General features: G+C 41.3%; 17 protein-coding genes. All 17 read left to right on the top strand.

Going from position 1 to position 16,844, the window contains the following annotated elements:
* Nucleotides 1-53 precede the first annotated feature (53 nt).
* The 17 genes from pseB (at nt 54) to GCHA_RS15850 (ending at nt 16,839) form a co-directional block, all read left to right on the top strand.
* A complete protein-coding gene (gene pseB / locus GCHA_RS15930) occupies nt 54-1,052 on the top strand; it encodes a UDP-N-acetylglucosamine 4,6-dehydratase (inverting) (RefSeq protein WP_007990046.1) in 999 nt (332 codons plus the stop codon).
* Between the two features lie 8 nt (nt 1,053-1,060).
* Nucleotides 1,061-2,197 carry a UDP-4-amino-4,6-dideoxy-N-acetyl-beta-L-altrosamine transaminase gene (gene pseC / locus GCHA_RS15925; RefSeq protein WP_007990044.1) on the top strand — a complete coding sequence of 379 codons (1,137 nt, stop codon included), beginning with the start codon at nt 1,061-1,063 and terminating at the stop codon, nt 2,195-2,197.
* Nucleotides 2,198-2,207: 10 nt separating this feature from the next.
* Complete coding sequence (gene pseF, locus GCHA_RS15920; RefSeq protein WP_007990042.1) at nt 2,208-2,909, top strand: pseudaminic acid cytidylyltransferase; 702 nt, start codon at nt 2,208-2,210, stop codon at nt 2,907-2,909.
* A 1-nt stretch (nt 2,910) separates the two neighbouring features.
* On the top strand, nt 2,911-3,996 hold the full coding sequence (locus GCHA_RS15915; RefSeq protein ID WP_007990040.1) for a glycosyltransferase family 9 protein: 1,086 nt from the start codon (nt 2,911-2,913) through the stop codon (nt 3,994-3,996).
* Between the two features lie 39 nt (nt 3,997-4,035).
* The gene (gene pseI, locus GCHA_RS15910; RefSeq protein ID WP_007990039.1) at nt 4,036-5,109 is read left to right on the top strand and encodes a pseudaminic acid synthase; all 1,074 of its coding nucleotides are present in this window, start codon (nt 4,036-4,038) and stop codon (nt 5,107-5,109) included.
* Nucleotides 5,093-6,235, top strand: coding sequence for a UDP-2,4-diacetamido-2,4,6-trideoxy-beta-L-altropyranose hydrolase (pseG, locus tag GCHA_RS15905; RefSeq protein WP_052018002.1), 1,143 nt, complete (start codon nt 5,093-5,095; stop codon nt 6,233-6,235). Before pseI ends, pseG begins: the two co-directional genes overlap by 17 nt.
* Nucleotides 6,228-6,839, top strand: a complete 612-nt coding sequence (gene pseH, locus GCHA_RS15900) for a UDP-4-amino-4,6-dideoxy-N-acetyl-beta-L-altrosamine N-acetyltransferase (protein WP_007990034.1) — start codon at nt 6,228-6,230, stop codon at nt 6,837-6,839. The genes pseG and pseH overlap by 8 nt, the downstream gene beginning before the upstream one ends.
* A complete protein-coding gene (locus tag GCHA_RS15895) occupies nt 6,836-7,096 on the top strand; it encodes an acyl carrier protein (protein ID WP_007990032.1) in 261 nt (86 codons plus the stop codon). Before pseH ends, GCHA_RS15895 begins: the two co-directional genes overlap by 4 nt.
* The gene (locus tag GCHA_RS15890) at nt 7,096-8,466 is read left to right on the top strand and encodes an AMP-binding protein (protein WP_007990031.1); all 1,371 of its coding nucleotides are present in this window, start codon (nt 7,096-7,098) and stop codon (nt 8,464-8,466) included. The genes GCHA_RS15895 and GCHA_RS15890 overlap by 1 nt, the downstream gene beginning before the upstream one ends.
* Nucleotides 8,459-9,184 carry an SDR family NAD(P)-dependent oxidoreductase gene (locus GCHA_RS15885; protein WP_007990029.1) on the top strand — a complete coding sequence of 242 codons (726 nt, stop codon included), beginning with the start codon at nt 8,459-8,461 and terminating at the stop codon, nt 9,182-9,184. The genes GCHA_RS15890 and GCHA_RS15885 overlap by 8 nt, the downstream gene beginning before the upstream one ends.
* An 84-nt stretch (nt 9,185-9,268) precedes the next feature.
* Nucleotides 9,269-10,222, top strand: coding sequence for a glycosyltransferase family 2 protein (locus tag GCHA_RS15880; RefSeq protein WP_007990027.1), 954 nt, complete (start codon nt 9,269-9,271; stop codon nt 10,220-10,222).
* On the top strand, nt 10,223-11,380 hold the full coding sequence (gene glf, locus GCHA_RS15875; protein WP_007990025.1) for a UDP-galactopyranose mutase: 1,158 nt from the start codon (nt 10,223-10,225) through the stop codon (nt 11,378-11,380). It begins immediately after the preceding gene.
* A gap of 5 nt (nt 11,381-11,385) precedes the next feature.
* Nucleotides 11,386-12,681 carry a capsular polysaccharide export protein, LipB/KpsS family gene (locus GCHA_RS15870; RefSeq protein ID WP_007990024.1) on the top strand — a complete coding sequence of 432 codons (1,296 nt, stop codon included), beginning with the start codon at nt 11,386-11,388 and terminating at the stop codon, nt 12,679-12,681.
* The gene (locus GCHA_RS15865; protein ID WP_007990022.1) at nt 12,678-13,787 is read left to right on the top strand and encodes a class I SAM-dependent methyltransferase; all 1,110 of its coding nucleotides are present in this window, start codon (nt 12,678-12,680) and stop codon (nt 13,785-13,787) included. Before GCHA_RS15870 ends, GCHA_RS15865 begins: the two co-directional genes overlap by 4 nt.
* Nucleotide 13,788: 1 nt before the next feature.
* A complete protein-coding gene (locus GCHA_RS15860) occupies nt 13,789-14,997 on the top strand; it encodes a glycosyltransferase family 2 protein (protein WP_007990020.1) in 1,209 nt (402 codons plus the stop codon).
* Between the two features lie 61 nt (nt 14,998-15,058).
* Nucleotides 15,059-15,760, top strand: a complete 702-nt coding sequence (locus tag GCHA_RS15855) for a class I SAM-dependent methyltransferase (RefSeq protein WP_007990018.1) — start codon at nt 15,059-15,061, stop codon at nt 15,758-15,760.
* A gap of 98 nt (nt 15,761-15,858) precedes the next feature.
* Nucleotides 15,859-16,839, top strand: coding sequence for a TDP-N-acetylfucosamine:lipid II N-acetylfucosaminyltransferase family protein (locus GCHA_RS15850; RefSeq protein ID WP_007990015.1), 981 nt, complete (start codon nt 15,859-15,861; stop codon nt 16,837-16,839).
* The last annotated feature ends 5 nt before the right edge of the window (nt 16,840-16,844 follow it).

The following is a 16,844-nucleotide window of genomic DNA, read 5'->3' as shown; positions in this document are numbered from 1 at the left end:
AGTCATATACACTAAGATAAACCCCAATCAGCTTAACCCTTGGTGATGGAAAAATGTTCAACAATAAATCAATTCTTATTACCGGCGGTACCGGCTCATTTGGTAAGCGCTTTGTTTCTTTCCTTTTAAAGCACTTTCAACCGCAAAAACTTATCATTTATTCACGCGATGAACTTAAGCAATTTGAAATGCAGCAGGTGTTTGATGCGCCTTGTATGCGTTATTTTATTGGTGATGTACGTGACAAAGATCGGATGATTTCGGCCATGCGAGACGTTGATTTTGTCGTGCATGCTGCCGCGTTAAAACAGGTCCCTGCAGCGGAATATAATCCAAACGAATGTATTAAAACCAATATCAATGGCGCGCAAAATGTCATTGATGCGGCTATAGCGACGAATGTGAGTCGCGTGATTGCCTTATCAACCGACAAGGCCGCAAATCCGGTCAACCTCTACGGCGCTACCAAGCTCGCTTCAGATAAGCTGTTTGTGGCAGCAAATAACATTTCTGGAGCCAAAGGGCCGCGCTTCTCAGTGGTACGTTATGGCAATGTTGTTGGTTCTCGTGGCTCGGTTGTGCCCTTTTATCGCTCTTTATTGGAGCAAGGTAAAACAAGTTTACCTGTCACTCATGCGGAAATGACCCGCTTTTGGATCACATTAGATGAAGGTGTTGAATTTGTTGTTAGGAATTTTCAACGAATGCAAGGCGGGGAGATTTTCGTGCCGAAAATTCCTTCAGTATCAATCCTTGATTTAGTGGAGTCTATGAGCGGCACACGCGATCATGATCTTGTAGGTATTCGCCCAGGCGAGAAGCTACACGAAGTGATGGTGCCTGAAGAAATGGCACATCATTCGTTAGAGTTTGATGACCACTATGTCATCACACCCGCTATTTTATTTTTTGAAAAGAACATAAACTACAAACGCAATAAACTTGGGGAAATCGGTAAACCTGTAGAAGAGAAATTTGAGTATCATTCTGGCACTAATCCTCATTTTTTATCGGTTGAAGAACTTCGCAAGTTAGATAAAGTCACGGAATAGCTTTGAATATGTTGCCATATGGGCGCCATGCTGTAGATCAAGAGGATATTGATGCGGTAGTTAACGTCCTCCAAAATCAGTTCCTCACTCAGGGGATAGCAGTACCTGCATTTGAAAAGGCCCTGTGTGAGTACACACATGCCCAGTTTGCGTTGGCTGTAAACAGCGGTACCTCTGGTCTTCATGTTGCCTGTTTAGCGGCGGGGGTGGGGCCGACTGATCTCGTTTGGACAGTTCCAAATTCATTTGTTGCTTCAGCAAATTGCGCGCGTTATTGCGCAGCTGAGGTTGATTTTGTCGATATAAACCCTCTGACACGCAATATCTGTGTAGAACAATTAGAGAGCAAACTTGCTCGTTGCAAGAAAATCCCTAAGGTATTGATTGTTGTGCACTTTTCAGGCGCTAGTTGTGATATGCAAGCTATTGCAGCGCTGACAGAAAAATACAATATTACGCTAATTGAAGATGCAGCTCACGCGCTTGGGGCGACGTATCAAGGTAAACCTGTGGGTTGTTGTCAATACAGCGATATGACGGTGCTAAGTTTTCATCCCGTGAAATCGATAACGTCGGCAGAAGGCGGCGCAATAACAACAAACGATAACAACTTACTAGAACGCTTAACCTTGTTTGCTAAGCATGGTATCACTCGCGAGCCATCCTTACTTGATGATAAAGAGCAAGGTGCTTGGTACTACGAGCAGCACGAATTAGGCTATAACTACCGGATGAGCGACCTGCATGGGGCTTTGGGGTTATCGCAGTTGAACAAATTAGATGAGTTTATTCAGCACAGACGTGAGAAAGCTATTGTTTATGTAAATGCATTGCGTGCATTGCCTGTAAAGCTACCTAATGAGGAAGCGCTTGCTAGCAGTGCGTGGCATCTTTTTATGATTGAGCTGTTGGAACATGATCGCAAGCAGGTGTTTGACGAACTAAGGGCCCGAGGGATTGGCGTTAACGTCCACTACATCCCTATTCATCAACAACCTTATTATCAGAAGTTAGGTTTTCAGACAGGGGACTTCCCTCATGCTGAACAGTTTTATCAAGGTGCTATAACCCTGCCGTTATTTCCAGCTATGACGGAGTCTGAGCAGCGGCATGTAATTGATAGCCTGCATGAAGTGTTACAGTGAGTCTCGTTAAATGAACCTTGCCGTTATCCCCGCTAGGGGCGGAAGTAAGCGTATCCCAGGTAAAAACAGTAAAATGTTCTGTGGGAAACCTTTAATTGCTTATTCTATTGAAGCGGCACAGAATTCTGGATTGTTTGACAAGATTATTGTATCTACCGACAGTGAACAAATAGCACAAATAGCGAAGGACTATGGCGCGGAAATACCGTTTTTGAGACCGGGCGATCTGTCTGATGATTTTACCGGAACAACGCCTGTTGTTCAGCATGCGATTAAGGAAATGCAAGCACGAGGAACAAACCCACGTTATACATGCTGCATTTACGCAACAGCGCCGTTTATCCAAATCTCGGCATTACAAGAAGGGCTCCAAAGGCTAACTTCTGATAGTTTAAAACATTTTGCCTTTTCCGTGACTAGTTTTCCTTTCCCTATACAGCGGGCACTTAAAATGCAAAACGGCGGTGTGTTTCCTTTTTTTCCTCAAGACATTCCAAAACGCTCTCAGGATTTAGCAGAGGCCTATCATGATGCAGGGCAATTTTACTGGGGAACAAGCGAAGCTTTTTTAAAAGGAATTCCTACTTTCAGTGAAACCAGTATTCCTATTGTGTTGCCCCGCCACCTAGTGCAAGACATCGACACGCTTGAGGATTGGGTTCGCGCTGAGCTAATGTATAAAGCGTTTATCCAATTCAACAAGGGGGAATAGAATGAACGAGTCAGCATCGCTAAAGTCCGAGCGTATATTGCTTATCCGTATGTTGAGTGTAAAAGATGCTGCCACAATCGGCGTAGCGGCGTTTCGGCATTTTCGCCAAGCATTCCCAGACAGCCATATTGATTTTCTCACCTTTGGTGATGGTGTTGATATCATCAAGCTGATTGACCCAGATATTACAACATTTAGCCTACCTGCTCATGCGTGGCCAAATGATTTATTGGTCGCAATTGAAGCCTTTCTGGGATTGGCAGAAAAGATCATTCCCAATCAATATAGCCAAATAGTGAACCTTGATACGGCATTTATGCCGTGTTTTTTAGCACGTTTTCTTCACGATGCAGGCGAAAATGTCGCTGGCGATATGTTGAATATTTCAGTGCAAAGTTTATTCAGTCAATTTAAAGAGCAAAGCCTGAAACCTGAATTTGTGCAGTCAACAGAGTATTACATGCAAAGCACATTCAGTGGTATGAGTCGTTTACATAGTCGCTGGTGGGATACCCAGCAACAGTTTGACGCTGGCTTTACTGAGTTTTATTTACGGGAATGCTGTGGCTTTAAAAATATCGACATTGATGTACGCATACCGACTGAGCATCTTCCTGCGGCTAAGTCTCCTATTTTTTTAAATGACAAAGGAAATTCGGGTGTTCAAGACTCGATTGAACACCCGAAGACAATTGCCTTGTGCCTAACCGATGCCCATGACGGATATGCTTATCCATATGTCTTAGAGTTGAAACACGTGCTTGAAGCCAAAGGGTATAGGGTTTGGACAAATGCCCAGAGTAAATTGCCACTACTGGAAATGTTAAGTAAAGTTTCTGCTGCCGACTTGGTGGTGACAAAGCCCGGGGAATCACAATGGTATGGTACAGCCGTAGGCTGTTTAACCTTGTTAATCAGCGCTAGCGAATCTCCGTTATTGAGTATGCCAGACTACGCAACTGAGCAAACCGAGCGCTGTCCGGTTCATTGCCCCTTTACTCAAAGTAACCACGAGCAATGTTGTTGTGATAAACCTGAAGAGCTCGCTGATGGCATAGAATCAATTTTTACCGAGCTAAGTCGATAACCTAAACGTTAGAACGAATCACAAGCTAAGAACGAATTTATGTCGATAGATAAACACCACACTATATTCATTGGAAATACAGCTGTAGGAGCTGAGCATCCTCCTTTTATTATTGCAGAGCTTAGCGGTAATCATAATCAGCAGATTGATTTGGCGCTTGCCATGGTGGATGCTGCGGCGGCGGCGGGTGCTCATGCAATTAAACTTCAGACGTTTACCGCTGATAGCATGACTTTAGACGTTAATTCAGCTGACTTCGTTATTCAGGAAAAGAACAATTTATGGCATGGCGCTTCATTACATGGGTTATATGCTAAAGCGGCCACTCCATACGAATGGCACAGTGTGTTATTCGAACGAGCAAAGGCGCAAGGCATGCTGGCATTTAGCTCGCCTTTTGATGCCTCGGCTGTTGATTTTCTCGCTGAATTAGACGTGCCTTGCTACAAAATAGCGTCGTTTGAGTTGACAGATATTCCGCTGATAACTAAAGCCGCATCGATGGGTAAACCCCTGATTATGTCTACAGGGATGGCATCCTTGAGCGAAATTGAGTTAGCTGTAAATACAGCTAAATCTGCGGGTTGCCAAGACATTATTTTACTTAAATGTACGAGCACTTATCCGGCGCAACCTTCAAATACAAATTTATTCACTCTTCCTCATCTTCGTGAAGCATTTAATTGTCAAGTGGGGTTGTCTGATCACACTGCTGGGGTTGGTGTATCGGTCGCATCGGTAGCATTAGGTGCGAATGTTATCGAAAAACACTTCGTGCTGGATAGGCAAGCCGGTGGGGTTGATGCAGCCTTTTCCTTAGAGCCTGCTGAGTTTAAAATGCTGGTGGATGAAACCGAACGGGCATGGCAAGCGCTTGGTGAGGTCAAGTACGGAGGGAGTGACGTTGAGCAAGAGTCAAAGCAGTATAGGCGCTCAATTTATGCCTGCGAAAATATACAAGCCGGAGAGTTATTCACTGAGCAAAACCTTCGAGTGGTTCGCCCCGCATTTGGCCTAGCCCCTAAGTACTGGCAAGCGGTGCAGGGTAAGCACGCTAAGCAAGATATCCCCAAAGGAACAGCGTTAAATTGGACTCATGTCGATTATTCCTAACCCTATGCGATGTGTTGTTATTCGAGTCGAAGCGAGTGTTGATATTGGCTTAGGGCACCTTATGCGCTGTCTCGCGTTAGCGCAAGGGCTAGTTAAATGCCAAGTACGAGTGATATTCGCTCTTAGTAATACGAGTTTAGAGCATTGCCAAAAGCGTGATGATTGGGTAGGGGAAATATACTTACTTTCAAGTCGCACCGCGGCGAACGAACAACAGGAATTAAAGCAACTATGTAGTGATGAGCAAGCAAATTGGCTTATTCTAGACGGTTATCAATTCGATTTTGATTATCGAAGATTTCTGGATTTGAAGGGGTGTAGACTTGCGATGTTTGATGATGGTCAGCTTTTGGATGCAAAGCGCCAAGATAGCAAATTGGCTATGGTTATTAATTGGGCAAATGGAGCGGATAGCTTGGCCTATGATAGGCTTTTGCCCAATGCGCTGCATTGCACTGGGGCTAAGTATCGCGTATTGCGACGAGAGTTTTATCAAGTCACAGAGATACCGTTTGAAATGCGAACGAGGTTAATTATAACTTTCGGCGGCAGTGACCCCAGTGAACTCACATTACCTTTGTTGCAGCACTTTGAGGCTTCGGCTATTCGGTTGCCAATTACTGTAATCACCGGGAGTGGTTATCAACAATTAGATGAGCTAGAAAGGTTTTTAAACGTTAGCCGTCTCTCGATTGAGCATATTCATGACTGCCACAAGATGGCCGAAGTTTACCAGCAGGGGCGTTTGGCTGTTTCTGCGGCGGGTGGGAGTCAGTTTGAGTTACTGCATTGTGCTGCGCCATCAATATTGGTGGTTTCGGCTGAGAATCAGTTGTTTGCGAGTGAGCAAGCAAGTACGCAAGGGTGGTGCTATGTTAGTCATGCTATTGCTCTTGCTCTTGCTCAGTTGCGACAACCGCAAAAGGACGCTGTTAGGGAAGCAAAAGAGCAGCTTCTTGAACAGTTACTGCAAAAAACATTGGCGCTGTGGCACCAACCAGAGCAACTTCAAAACATGCATAGCAAAGCAAAAGATGTTCGTCAGCAAAACGGATTGGAGCATATTTACACTGCGCTTTATCCGGAATCACCCAATCACTCCCCTGAGGCAAGCATCGATGAATAGAGTTGCCGTAGAACATGATTTTATACCTATTGATGCATCGCATTTATTGACTGTTTGGCAGTGGCGAAATAGCGATAGAGTGCGAGAAAATATGCACTACGACAAGCTAATCACTTGGGATGAGCATGAGCATTGGTTCGAGGCTTTGTTGCAAGATGTCAACCGTGAATGCTGGATTTACCGCCAGCACTTACGCCCGGTTGGTGTGCTAAATTTTAGTGATACTCAGCAGGCTACAATGCAGTGGGGGTGCTACTTAGGTGAGGTGAATTGTGCGCCTGGTAGTGGGCTTATTCTCGAATGGGCTGCACTAGAATACGCATTGCAACACGTAGGTTGTGAAGCGCTAGAAGCCCAAGTATTGTCCTTTAACACATCGGCTTTAAAACTGCATAAGCTATTTGATTACGAACGAATAAAAATTGAAGCGGGTGGTCTGCGTCACCGCACAGACCAAACCGCTGTATCAGAATACAAAATTCATTTTTTTTATTATGCAATGCGAAAGTGGCAAGCGCACAGAGAAAAGGTGCTAGCCAAATTACCAAAACCCATTCAAAGAGGGTGTCAGCAAGTGACATTTTTGAGCAAGGAAACAGTGTGAATATAGAACAAACCGTTAAACGGGCGATGCATGATGTTGCCGAGCTAAGCGACTGTCAGCTAATCGAACCAATTAAATCTGATACCTTATTGCTTCAATCAGGGCTTGATTCTTTGGGGTATGCGATGTTGGTTGCTCAGTTGGAAGAAGAACTAGGTATTGATCCTTTCACGGAGTTAGCGATAACGGTATATCCTGCTACATTTGCTGAGTTTGTTGCCGTATATGCTAAAGGGTTAGAGCAACAGAGTCAGTAATGAATAATCTTGTTGGACTGCTCGGCGAGCATGGTGCGAACGCCAATATCGTTGGCGCAGTTGAAACCTATACTGTTCACCAATTGATGGTCTACGCGAACGCGTATCGCCAAACCTATTCACACCTTAGCAAACAACCTGCAGCATTGATTTACACCAACGCAGCTTCTTTCGTTGTAGGCATGCTGGCTTTTGATGGTCACTGCAGTCGCCTCTATTTATGCTCAGCCGTGTTGGCTAAAGACCTTGATGCAAGTATCACGCGTATTACTATCGATCTAGCAGATGCTTCTGCAACGAAAAGCCCAAATACTGAGTCTGTAGTTCAAAGCTCTATTGATGAAGACCAAAAGCAAGAGCGACTAAGCGGGCGGGTGACAACAGATAGCCAATGCTCAAATGTAGTGACGCAATGGTATTTAGCCACATCAGGTACTACGGGCAAACCTAAGTGGTTTGCCCATACGCTGGCTTCACTTACCCGTAACAGTAAGGCATCGCTCACGCTTGGGGACTTATGTTGGGCAAACCTCTATCAAGCATACAGATATGCTGGTTTGCAGGTTTTGCTGCAAGTGCTTATCAGTGGCGCGACACTGGTAGATGACGATAGCGATGATTTGCTGTTAAAAATACAATGCTGGGTCAACACTAACGTTAATGCTATTTCGGCTACGCCGAGTATGTGGCGGCAAATGCTGATGAGTAACCACTTACACAATGTACCTTTGCAACGCATTACGCTTGGTGGCGAAATTGTTGATCAACCCCTATTAGACAAATTAGCTAAGTTACATCCCACCGCCAGCATTGCTCATATATACGCCTCTACTGAAGCGGGAGTTGGGTTTGTAGTAAAAGATCAATTAGCCGGATTTCCTGCTAGTTGGTTACAGCAAGGTGTAAGCAACGCACAGTTAGCCGTAGATGAAAAACAACACTTACGCATAAAACCCAAGCATGAGCTAGATGCGCAACTTGATACACTTATCGATGACAAAGGGTATCTTGATACGCAGGACATCGTGCGCTTAGAGGGGGATAGAGTGATCTTTCTTGGCCGGGCAAGCGGGGTTATCAATGTGGGTGGAAATAAAGTACCGCCAGAAAAAGTCGAATCAGTCATTTTGTCGGTTGAAGGTGTGTCTCAGGCAAAAGTGTATGGGCAGCCCAATAGCGTGCTAGGTAATCTTGTGGTGGCTGATATCGTTATTGAACCTAATCTTGAGTGGGTGAATATCAGCCAAACTATTCGCTCTCAGTGCAAATTATTTCTGCAACGCTTTGAAATTCCTGTAAAATTGCGCAAAATTGACAGTTTAGTGATGAGCCCAACAGGCAAACTAAACAGGAGCGATGATCATGTCTAACTACGTTGTGGTAACAGGGGCGAGCAGGGGACTAGGCTTAGCCATTTGCCGAGATATTCTTAACTCTGGAATGGCAGTGGTTGCCGTCGCTCGCACGTATAGTACTGAACTGCAAGATTTAGTAGCCTCATTTCCTGAGCTTTGCCACTTTATCCAGGCCGACTTGGCAGAACTGGACGCTATACCTGCAGTGTGTAAAAGCATAGTGAAAGAGTTTGGTCGTCCATACGGTTTGGTAAACAATGCGGCGGCGGGGCATGATGGCGTATTGGCCACTATGCCAAATGGGGAAATTGACAGTTTAATGCGGTTGAATGTGCAGTCTCCCATGTTGTTAAGTAAGTACTTGCTACGCTCTATGCTGCTAAATAAAAAAGGCCGCATTGTAAACATATCTTCGATCATCGCCAAAACGGGCTTCAATGGTTTGAGTGTTTATGCTGCTAGTAAAGCCGCGTTAGAGGGTTTTAGTAAATCGCTCGCCAGAGAAGTGGGAAAAGCAGGCATTACCGTGAATTGTGTGGCACCCGGTTATATGCAAACTGACATGACCGGCGATTTACAGGGTGAGAAGCTTGCTTCGATACAACGCAGAAGCCCATTAGGCAAACTAGCCAGTGTAGAAGACGCTGCTGCTATGGTGAGCTTCTTGTTAAGTGAAAAAGCTAGCGCCATCACCGGGGCTGTGATGACGGTGGATGCGGGCAGTACTGCTTAGTTAAGTTTCGCTTAAAAAGGCCGATAAGATAAGTATAAATATTAAAAACTAATTTAGTGAATAGACGTTTAAGGTATAGCCTGTATGAAACTTTCAGTTCTTGTTCCTGCATATAATTTGCAAAGTTTTATTGCTGAATGTTTACTGTCAGTGCTTGAACAAGAGACCGATTTTGATTTTGAAGTCATTGTTTGTGACGACGCATCTACAGACAAGACTCCGGCGCTTATAGCAACCCTTGAAACATTGTTTCCAAACAAACTAAACGCTATATACAAGCCTGAAAACCAAGGCTTAGCGGCTAACATGCGCACCTTGCTTGCAGCGGCTAAAGGCAAATATATTGCCTATATAGATGGAGATGATATTGCGTTGCCTTCTAAATTACAGCGCCAAGTGGATTATTTAGATACACACAACGATTGTCATATGGTCTATCACGAATCCGATATGTTTGATTCGGTTACAGACAGAACAATTAAACTATATTCGAAAGAGTTTTATAATTGGTCATATATTCCAGCACGTTCAACAATTGAGCATATGATTAAATACGGCACCTACATGCAAGCCAGTAGCGTGATGTTTAAAAATCATTCAAACCTTATCACTACAGTTTCGCCCGATTGTAAAATTATTTTTGATTATGCTTTTTATATTAATAACGCTGGTTATTTATCAGCAAATGTTGATTTTATCCCAGAAGTGTTAGGCCGTTATCGGATCCATGAAAACAGTTTTGGCCAGCAAACCAGCCGTTCTTATGCCAGACGCGAACAATCATTGATGGATATTGAATTAGCCTGCCAACAAGCTGCGCAGTTTGGTGTTAGTCAAACAATCATCGATGCAGGTATTGCTCATCATAGATTTGCTGCAGCATTATATTTTCTGACCAGAGGAGCGAACGAGCTCTTTATTAAATACATAGAACTAGCCTCTAAAAAAGATTGTTTTTTTAATGACAAACATCGCGCAGTGTTTGAAAGTAGACATGATGCTGAGCAACTAAAACTGCTGTTAAGTGAAGCTGCTTAAATGTCTGATTTTGATGTCATAGTTGTTGGCGCTGGTTTTTCTGGTGCGGTAATGGCCGAACGTTTTGCCAGCCAGCAAAATAAAAAGGTTTTAGTGTTAGAACAGCGACCTCATATTGCCGGTAATTGTTATGACTACACCGATGACTCGGGTATTACTGTACATCATTATGGGCCTCATTTGTTTCACACCAATAAAGAGCATGTGTGGCAATATCTGAGTCAGTTTGCCAAATGGACGCCATACGAGCATAAAGTATTGGGCTCTATTGATGGTAAATTGGTGCCCATCCCGTTTAATTTGAATACTTTGCATCAACTCTTTCCAAATGTTCAAGCTCAGGAAATCGAAAGCTTGTTAATTGAACATTATGGGGCTGGGGGCAAAGTACCCATTCTAGAGCTAAGAAAAAGCCCCTATACGACACTGCAACAACTAGCAGAATTAGTTTATGAAAAATTTTTTGTAAATTATACGACTAAGCAATGGGGTTGTTCACCTGAAGATATTTCACCTGAGGTCACTGCCAGAGTACCGATTGTCATCTCCCGAGATGACCGCTATTTTCATGATAAATATCAAGCTATTCCTAGTCAGGGTTATACTCAGCTTATCGCCAATATATTAAATCATGACAATATAGAGGTGCGACTAAATACCGACGCAACTAGTTTAATTCGCTTAATTGATGCAACTAAATCAGTGGAATTTAAGGGGCAAGAATTCAATGGTAAATTGGTTTTTACTGGCATGTTAGATCAATTATTTGACTACTCTGATGGCGAATTACCCTACAGATCACTACAGTTTGATTTTCAAACCTTGGATACACCAGAGTTTCAACCTAATACCACAGTCAATTACCCCAACGAACACGCTTATACGCGGATCACCGAGTTTAAACATATTCTTAAACAAGGATCAGATCAAACTGTGATTGTAAAAGAATACCCCCAATATTATGACCGGAATGATCCCACAAAAAACGTGCCTTATTACCCGATTTTTAATCAGGATAATCAACAAAAATTTGATCAATATAAAAAGCGCTTGGCATATTTTAAAAACATTATCAGTGCTGGGCGATTAGCTGATTATAAGTATTACAATATGGATGATGCGGTGGGTAATGTTCTGTCGTATTTTGAGTCAGAATAGTCAGTATGTTAAATAAAGCAAGCGCCCTTGAAGCGGCGGCTAAAAGAACGCAATGTGATTTAGCAGACCTAAATCATTATCATTACATCCTAGTTGGCGGCGGGGCTTATGTGGATGAGTTATTGCGCCAACTTATTGAAATGAAGATAAGGCTGCCGGAATATATTCTTGTGCCAGAAAAGATGACATTAGCTGTTGATATTGAGCAACGAATTGATGACGGTATAAGCCTTATCAATGCATCACATATTCTATTAGGTACAGGCTCTTTTCAGCTAGAAATGGTCAGTAGGTTGGTGTCTAGATGTGAAGGGAATAGCGTTTTCTTAGATGTGATGCAATGTGCACCTAAGGCTTTGAGAACTTTGGGGAGCGCGCAGGATTACATTGTTTATGTGGACTTATACAGTGATATCAATATTCCTAAATATTTAGTCAATTTTTTCAAATTTTTGAACCTAAAGGGTTTCAGAGTGGACATGTTTCATCCTCTAGAGAAATTAACTGATGAATACTTAAGAAATGCCAAAGGAATAATAGTTTGGAACGGCTCTTTGCCAGCCTTTGTCCCGGTTTTATCCCAAGCGAAAAAGTTATCCCAAAAACTCACTTTTGCAGAATGTGGGTTTTTCCCGCAGCATCAGTTTTTTTATTTGGATAAAAAAGGCGTGAATAACCAAAGCCAATTGCAAATAGATGATTTAAGCTGGGTTGGCTCTGAGCAGTTTACGGCACTTGAAATGGTTCGTAGTTCGTTTGATTTAGCTGTCGCACCTTATGCCGATTCAGATTATATTTTTGTGCCCTTACAAGTTCCTAATGATACGAATATTCTTAATCACTCTCGTTTTACTTCAGGCATGCAGGCGTTTATTGATTTTATTGAAGATAAATATTCGAGTGAAAAAATTATTTTTAAGGCGCATCCCAAAGACCGGATGAAGTCCTCATATAGCTTAAAACATGGCGTTTTTTCAGAAGATGATAGCCGCAGTTTAATCATGTCATCAAAACTAGTGCATGGCATAAACACCTCTGTTTTGTACGAAGCGGCACTATTAGGCAAGCCAGTGAAAATAGAGGGCGAATGTTTGCTTAAAAAACACCTCAATCAAATTAATAAATTGTTAGCTGCAATCTGCTATCGCCAATTTAAGGTTATAGACAAACGTTTTGATGCTGCAAAGTTAAAACAATTTAGTTTTCTAGAGCCAGAATTGCTTGAGTATAAACTAGCGACTCGTGCCGAGTACAAAGCAACAACAGAAAACAATTCGCAAGAGTCGGAGAACCTAGAGTGAAAAATTACCAGCTAGTGCGAGATGAGCTGCAATATTGGTTACAAACTGAAAACCGCCAAACACTGTTAGCCAACGCGTGGGAACAATTTAGCGACAAAAATACTATTGATTGCTTAGAAGTGAATAACGTATTGCCTTACTTGAGCAGTATGGAAGCCGATTTAGCCATGTTGACTTGGTTTGATGCGTTGAGTATTGGCGGCAGTATTTTACTAAAGGTGCCTAATACCGATTATTTTATAGAGTTATGGCAAAAAGCTAGTTGGGATAATAATCAACTGTTAAATGCTGAATCAAATGCACGTATTGCCTTCGCAGGATTATGGGGAGGCCAAGAAAATGCTAACCCTAGAGACGACATTTATCAGCCAAGTTTACAAAATGTGTATAAATCTGGCTACAACGCTGCTCGTTTAACTTTACTGCTAGAGCGGGCAGGTTTTTGTGAGTTGCAAGTTACCAGCGATGGCCCAGTTGTGAACGCAATTGCCAAAAAAACCATGAACCGAGGTGAAAGGCAAATTTCCACCCAATATGATCAAATACGTCCCGACCATTTAAATCGTTACGAGTTTGCTTGCCAACAAATTGGGAAACTAACACGGCAAAACAAAATATTGGATTTAGCTTGTGGCATTGGTTATGGCACTTTGTTGTTAGCCAATAAAACCAAAGCACGACTAACAGGCGTAGACATTGAACAAGCCGCAATAGCTCACGCCAAACAGCATTTTAGTAATGACCATACCCAGTTTATATGTCAAGACGCAAAGTTATTAGACATTAGCGCTAATTCGCAAGATGCCGTAGTGTCGTTTGAAACCATAGAGCATGTGAATTTTGATCAGCAACTACTGGAGATATTTTTTAAAGTGTTAAAGCCAGGTGGTCATTTAATTTGCTCTACGCCTAATCAAGACGTGATGCCCTTTGATCCTGATAAATTTGAATACCACTTAAAGCATTATACCAACGACGAATTAACTGATTTGTTACAAAACGCTGGGTTTCAGCAAATACAACTGTATGCTCAACATGATCCCGTAGCAGGAAGTGTAGTAGCCGGAACAGATGGATGTTTTACAATAGCTGTTGCCATTAAATAAAATGTTGTTATTTAGCATAATCATACCTGTTTTTAATCGTGAAAAAGCCTTAAGAAGTGCGCTTGAATCTGTGTTATCTCAAACTATGCAAAATTATGAAGTGTTGATTATTGATGATGGTTCGACTCCGGCAATAGCTGCGCAAATTCAACACCTAGTGGATAGCTTCGAAGACACAAGATTTAAGTTGTTGCGACATAAAATCAATAAAAACGGCGCAGCAGCTAGAAATACGGGTATTCATGCCGCTAGTGGGCAATATATTTGTTTTTTAGATTCAGATGATTATTGGTTACCTAATAAACTTGAGTTGGTATTCAATTGCATAAAAACGAAAATCAGCGACGAGTATTTTTTAATACATCATCAATACCGTAATAGTAGCAATGGGATCTTGGCTGAAGCTTTACCTAAAACGCCTAAAAGAAAAACTCAGTCAGTGGCACATTATTCCTTTGTCATCAACAATGTTGGTGGTATCCAATCTAGTACCATCTGCGTTCCAGTTAAATTAGCTAGACTTTGTCTATTCGATGAAAGGTTTTCGGGCCATCAAGATTGGGATTTTGCGATGAAGGTAGGCGTATTAACCCGAAGCTTTCGATTTATTGACCAATCGTTAACTATTCGTTGTAAGGATTCTGACGATAGTGTAGCGGATTGTTTAGGTTGGAAGTATTCACTTTGGTTTTATAGCCAAATGCACCAATACTTTGGCAGTGAATCTGCTCTTTATTTTTTCCGCCGAGTTGTTTTGAGAAAGGCAACATTATCGTCTGGGATTCTACCTGTTTTTTTTAACCAACTATGTCTGAGACTATTGCTAGCCAAACCATATTCAACGCTTAAGCTATTATTTACGTTTATAAGTCAGGTCTTTCGACTAAAAAAGCGATTACGCAAGATAGAACTATTTTGTAAAAAAAATGGTGTTAAAGACGTTATGATTTGGGGCGCTAATGATTATGCAAAATTATTAATACTGCATTTAAATCAACGAATGAGTATCACTAAAATAATTGACTCAAAGACAATATTTAACGATAGCCTACTTTTAGGTGTAAACATTTTACCAATTCAGGCGATAACAAGAAATGAATTAGAAAATGTTGATGCCCTAATACTGGCAACTGACAAACATCAAAAGTCGATGAAAGATGAATTGTCTGTAATATCTTCAACACTCTTAGATAAGGTTATCGAGTTCTAAGTAGGTTATTGGTATTTGAGTGTTAAGAATTAAGCAAGTACTTAACTAGTAAGGAGCTTAGATGAAAGATGACTTTAGTGGTGTTTTTTGCCCAATATGTTGCGCTAGTTTTCAAATATTTAATCCTTTTGGCTTAAACAAAAGAGAAAACGCTCAATGTGGTAATTGTGGGTCTTTAGAACGTCATAGGCTGTTATGGCTATATATGAACGAAAAAACTACTATTTTTGATGGTGATGCTCCTAAAAAATTACTTCACTTTGCTCCAGAGAAAATATTCTACGAGCGTTTCTCCGACTTACAATATGTTGAGTATTTTCCATGTGATCTTGACGAAGAGAAATTTGATAAACTTAAAGGCAAAGTTGTAAGTCATGCAGACATCACTAATATTCCATTTGAAGATAACTTCTTCGATTTCATAATGTGTAATCATGTGCTTGAACACATTCCAGACGACGGCTTAGCAATGCGAGAGCTTCGTAGAGTTTTGAAGACCAGTGGTTGCGCAATTCTTCAGGTCCCAATCGACTACAGATTAGAAACAACTTATGAAGACTTCTCCATCAATACACCCGAAGGAAGAACCAAAGCTTTTGGTCAGCATGATCATGTTCGGTGGTACGGCAGAGACTACAAAAGTAAGTTGGAAAACGAAGGATTTAAAGTAGTCGAAGATTCTTTCGTGAAAAAATTTTCAGATGGAGAGCTTTATAAATATGGTATGTTTGACAATGAATTGGTTTATTTTTGTCGAAAATAGCGCTTTTAATACTAGTAGGAATTATCTATTTTGAATCTTTCTATTTACTGCGGTAGTAACTTAGATTGGATACTATTTATCTGATGGTTCTGCACATAATGGTCCTTGATAAATTTATGGTTCCTTTTATCGATTTTATTAGAGCTCGTTTTAATGTGGATGATCATAAGTTTGTTTTTGTGACTAGTGAGAAGTATTTATTCGGACTTACACCTACACATGAAGCCGAGTTTCTACATACTGACAACGATATCCAATTACTTGAAAGTTATATATATCAAAGTAAAAAAGTCATTTTACATGGGCTTTGGAGAGACAAAGTTGATGCTTTGCTAGTTAAAAACAAAGAGATATTAGGTAAATGTTATTGGGTATTGTGGGGAGGGGATTTTTATTTCCCTGCGAAACATAGTGAAGCGCGTAAAGCCGTCATTCAAGGTGTAGGTTTTTTGGTTACTGCTAATACTGGTGACGTAGAATATGTAAGGCAGAATTACAATGCAAGCGGGCAACATGTTAATTGTATTAGCTATCTGAGTAACGTTTTTTATGATGTGGAAATCGAAGGAAACTCAACACAATTTATAAATGTTCAAGTTGGAAATTCAGCTGCTATAAATAATAACCATAAGCAAGTATTCGAATCTTTAGCGCAACTTAATAATAATAAAATTAAAGTATTTTGTCCTCTTTCTTATGGTAGCAGAACTAACGCGGAAGAGGTCTCTAGAATTGGTAAAAAAATATTTGGCAGCCGATTTGTACCATTAATGGATTTTTGGGACTTTAATGAATACCAGAAGTTTTTAGCGACTATGGATTACGCTATTTTTGATGCCAAAAGACAACAGGGATTTAGTAACTCTCTTTATTTAGTAGGTATGGGTAAAAAAGTATTTATTAATGAATGCTCTAACATTCATCAATATTTCTCAGGGTTTGGTATTCAAGTTTATAATAGTGCTCATATCGATATTTCTCCTTTAGACAATGACGTTAAGTGTCAAAATATGAAACTGGTCCGTAAGTACTTTGGCGAACAACGCTTGTTAGAATCGCTATCAGAGTGGATCAACTAAATGGA

The organism is Paraglaciecola chathamensis S18K6 (genome assembly GCA_000314955.1).
GTDB lineage: Bacteria > Pseudomonadota > Gammaproteobacteria > Enterobacterales > Alteromonadaceae > Paraglaciecola > Paraglaciecola chathamensis.
Note: the sequence above shows the minus strand (reverse complement) of the source record. Positions and strands in the feature narration are given on the sequence as shown.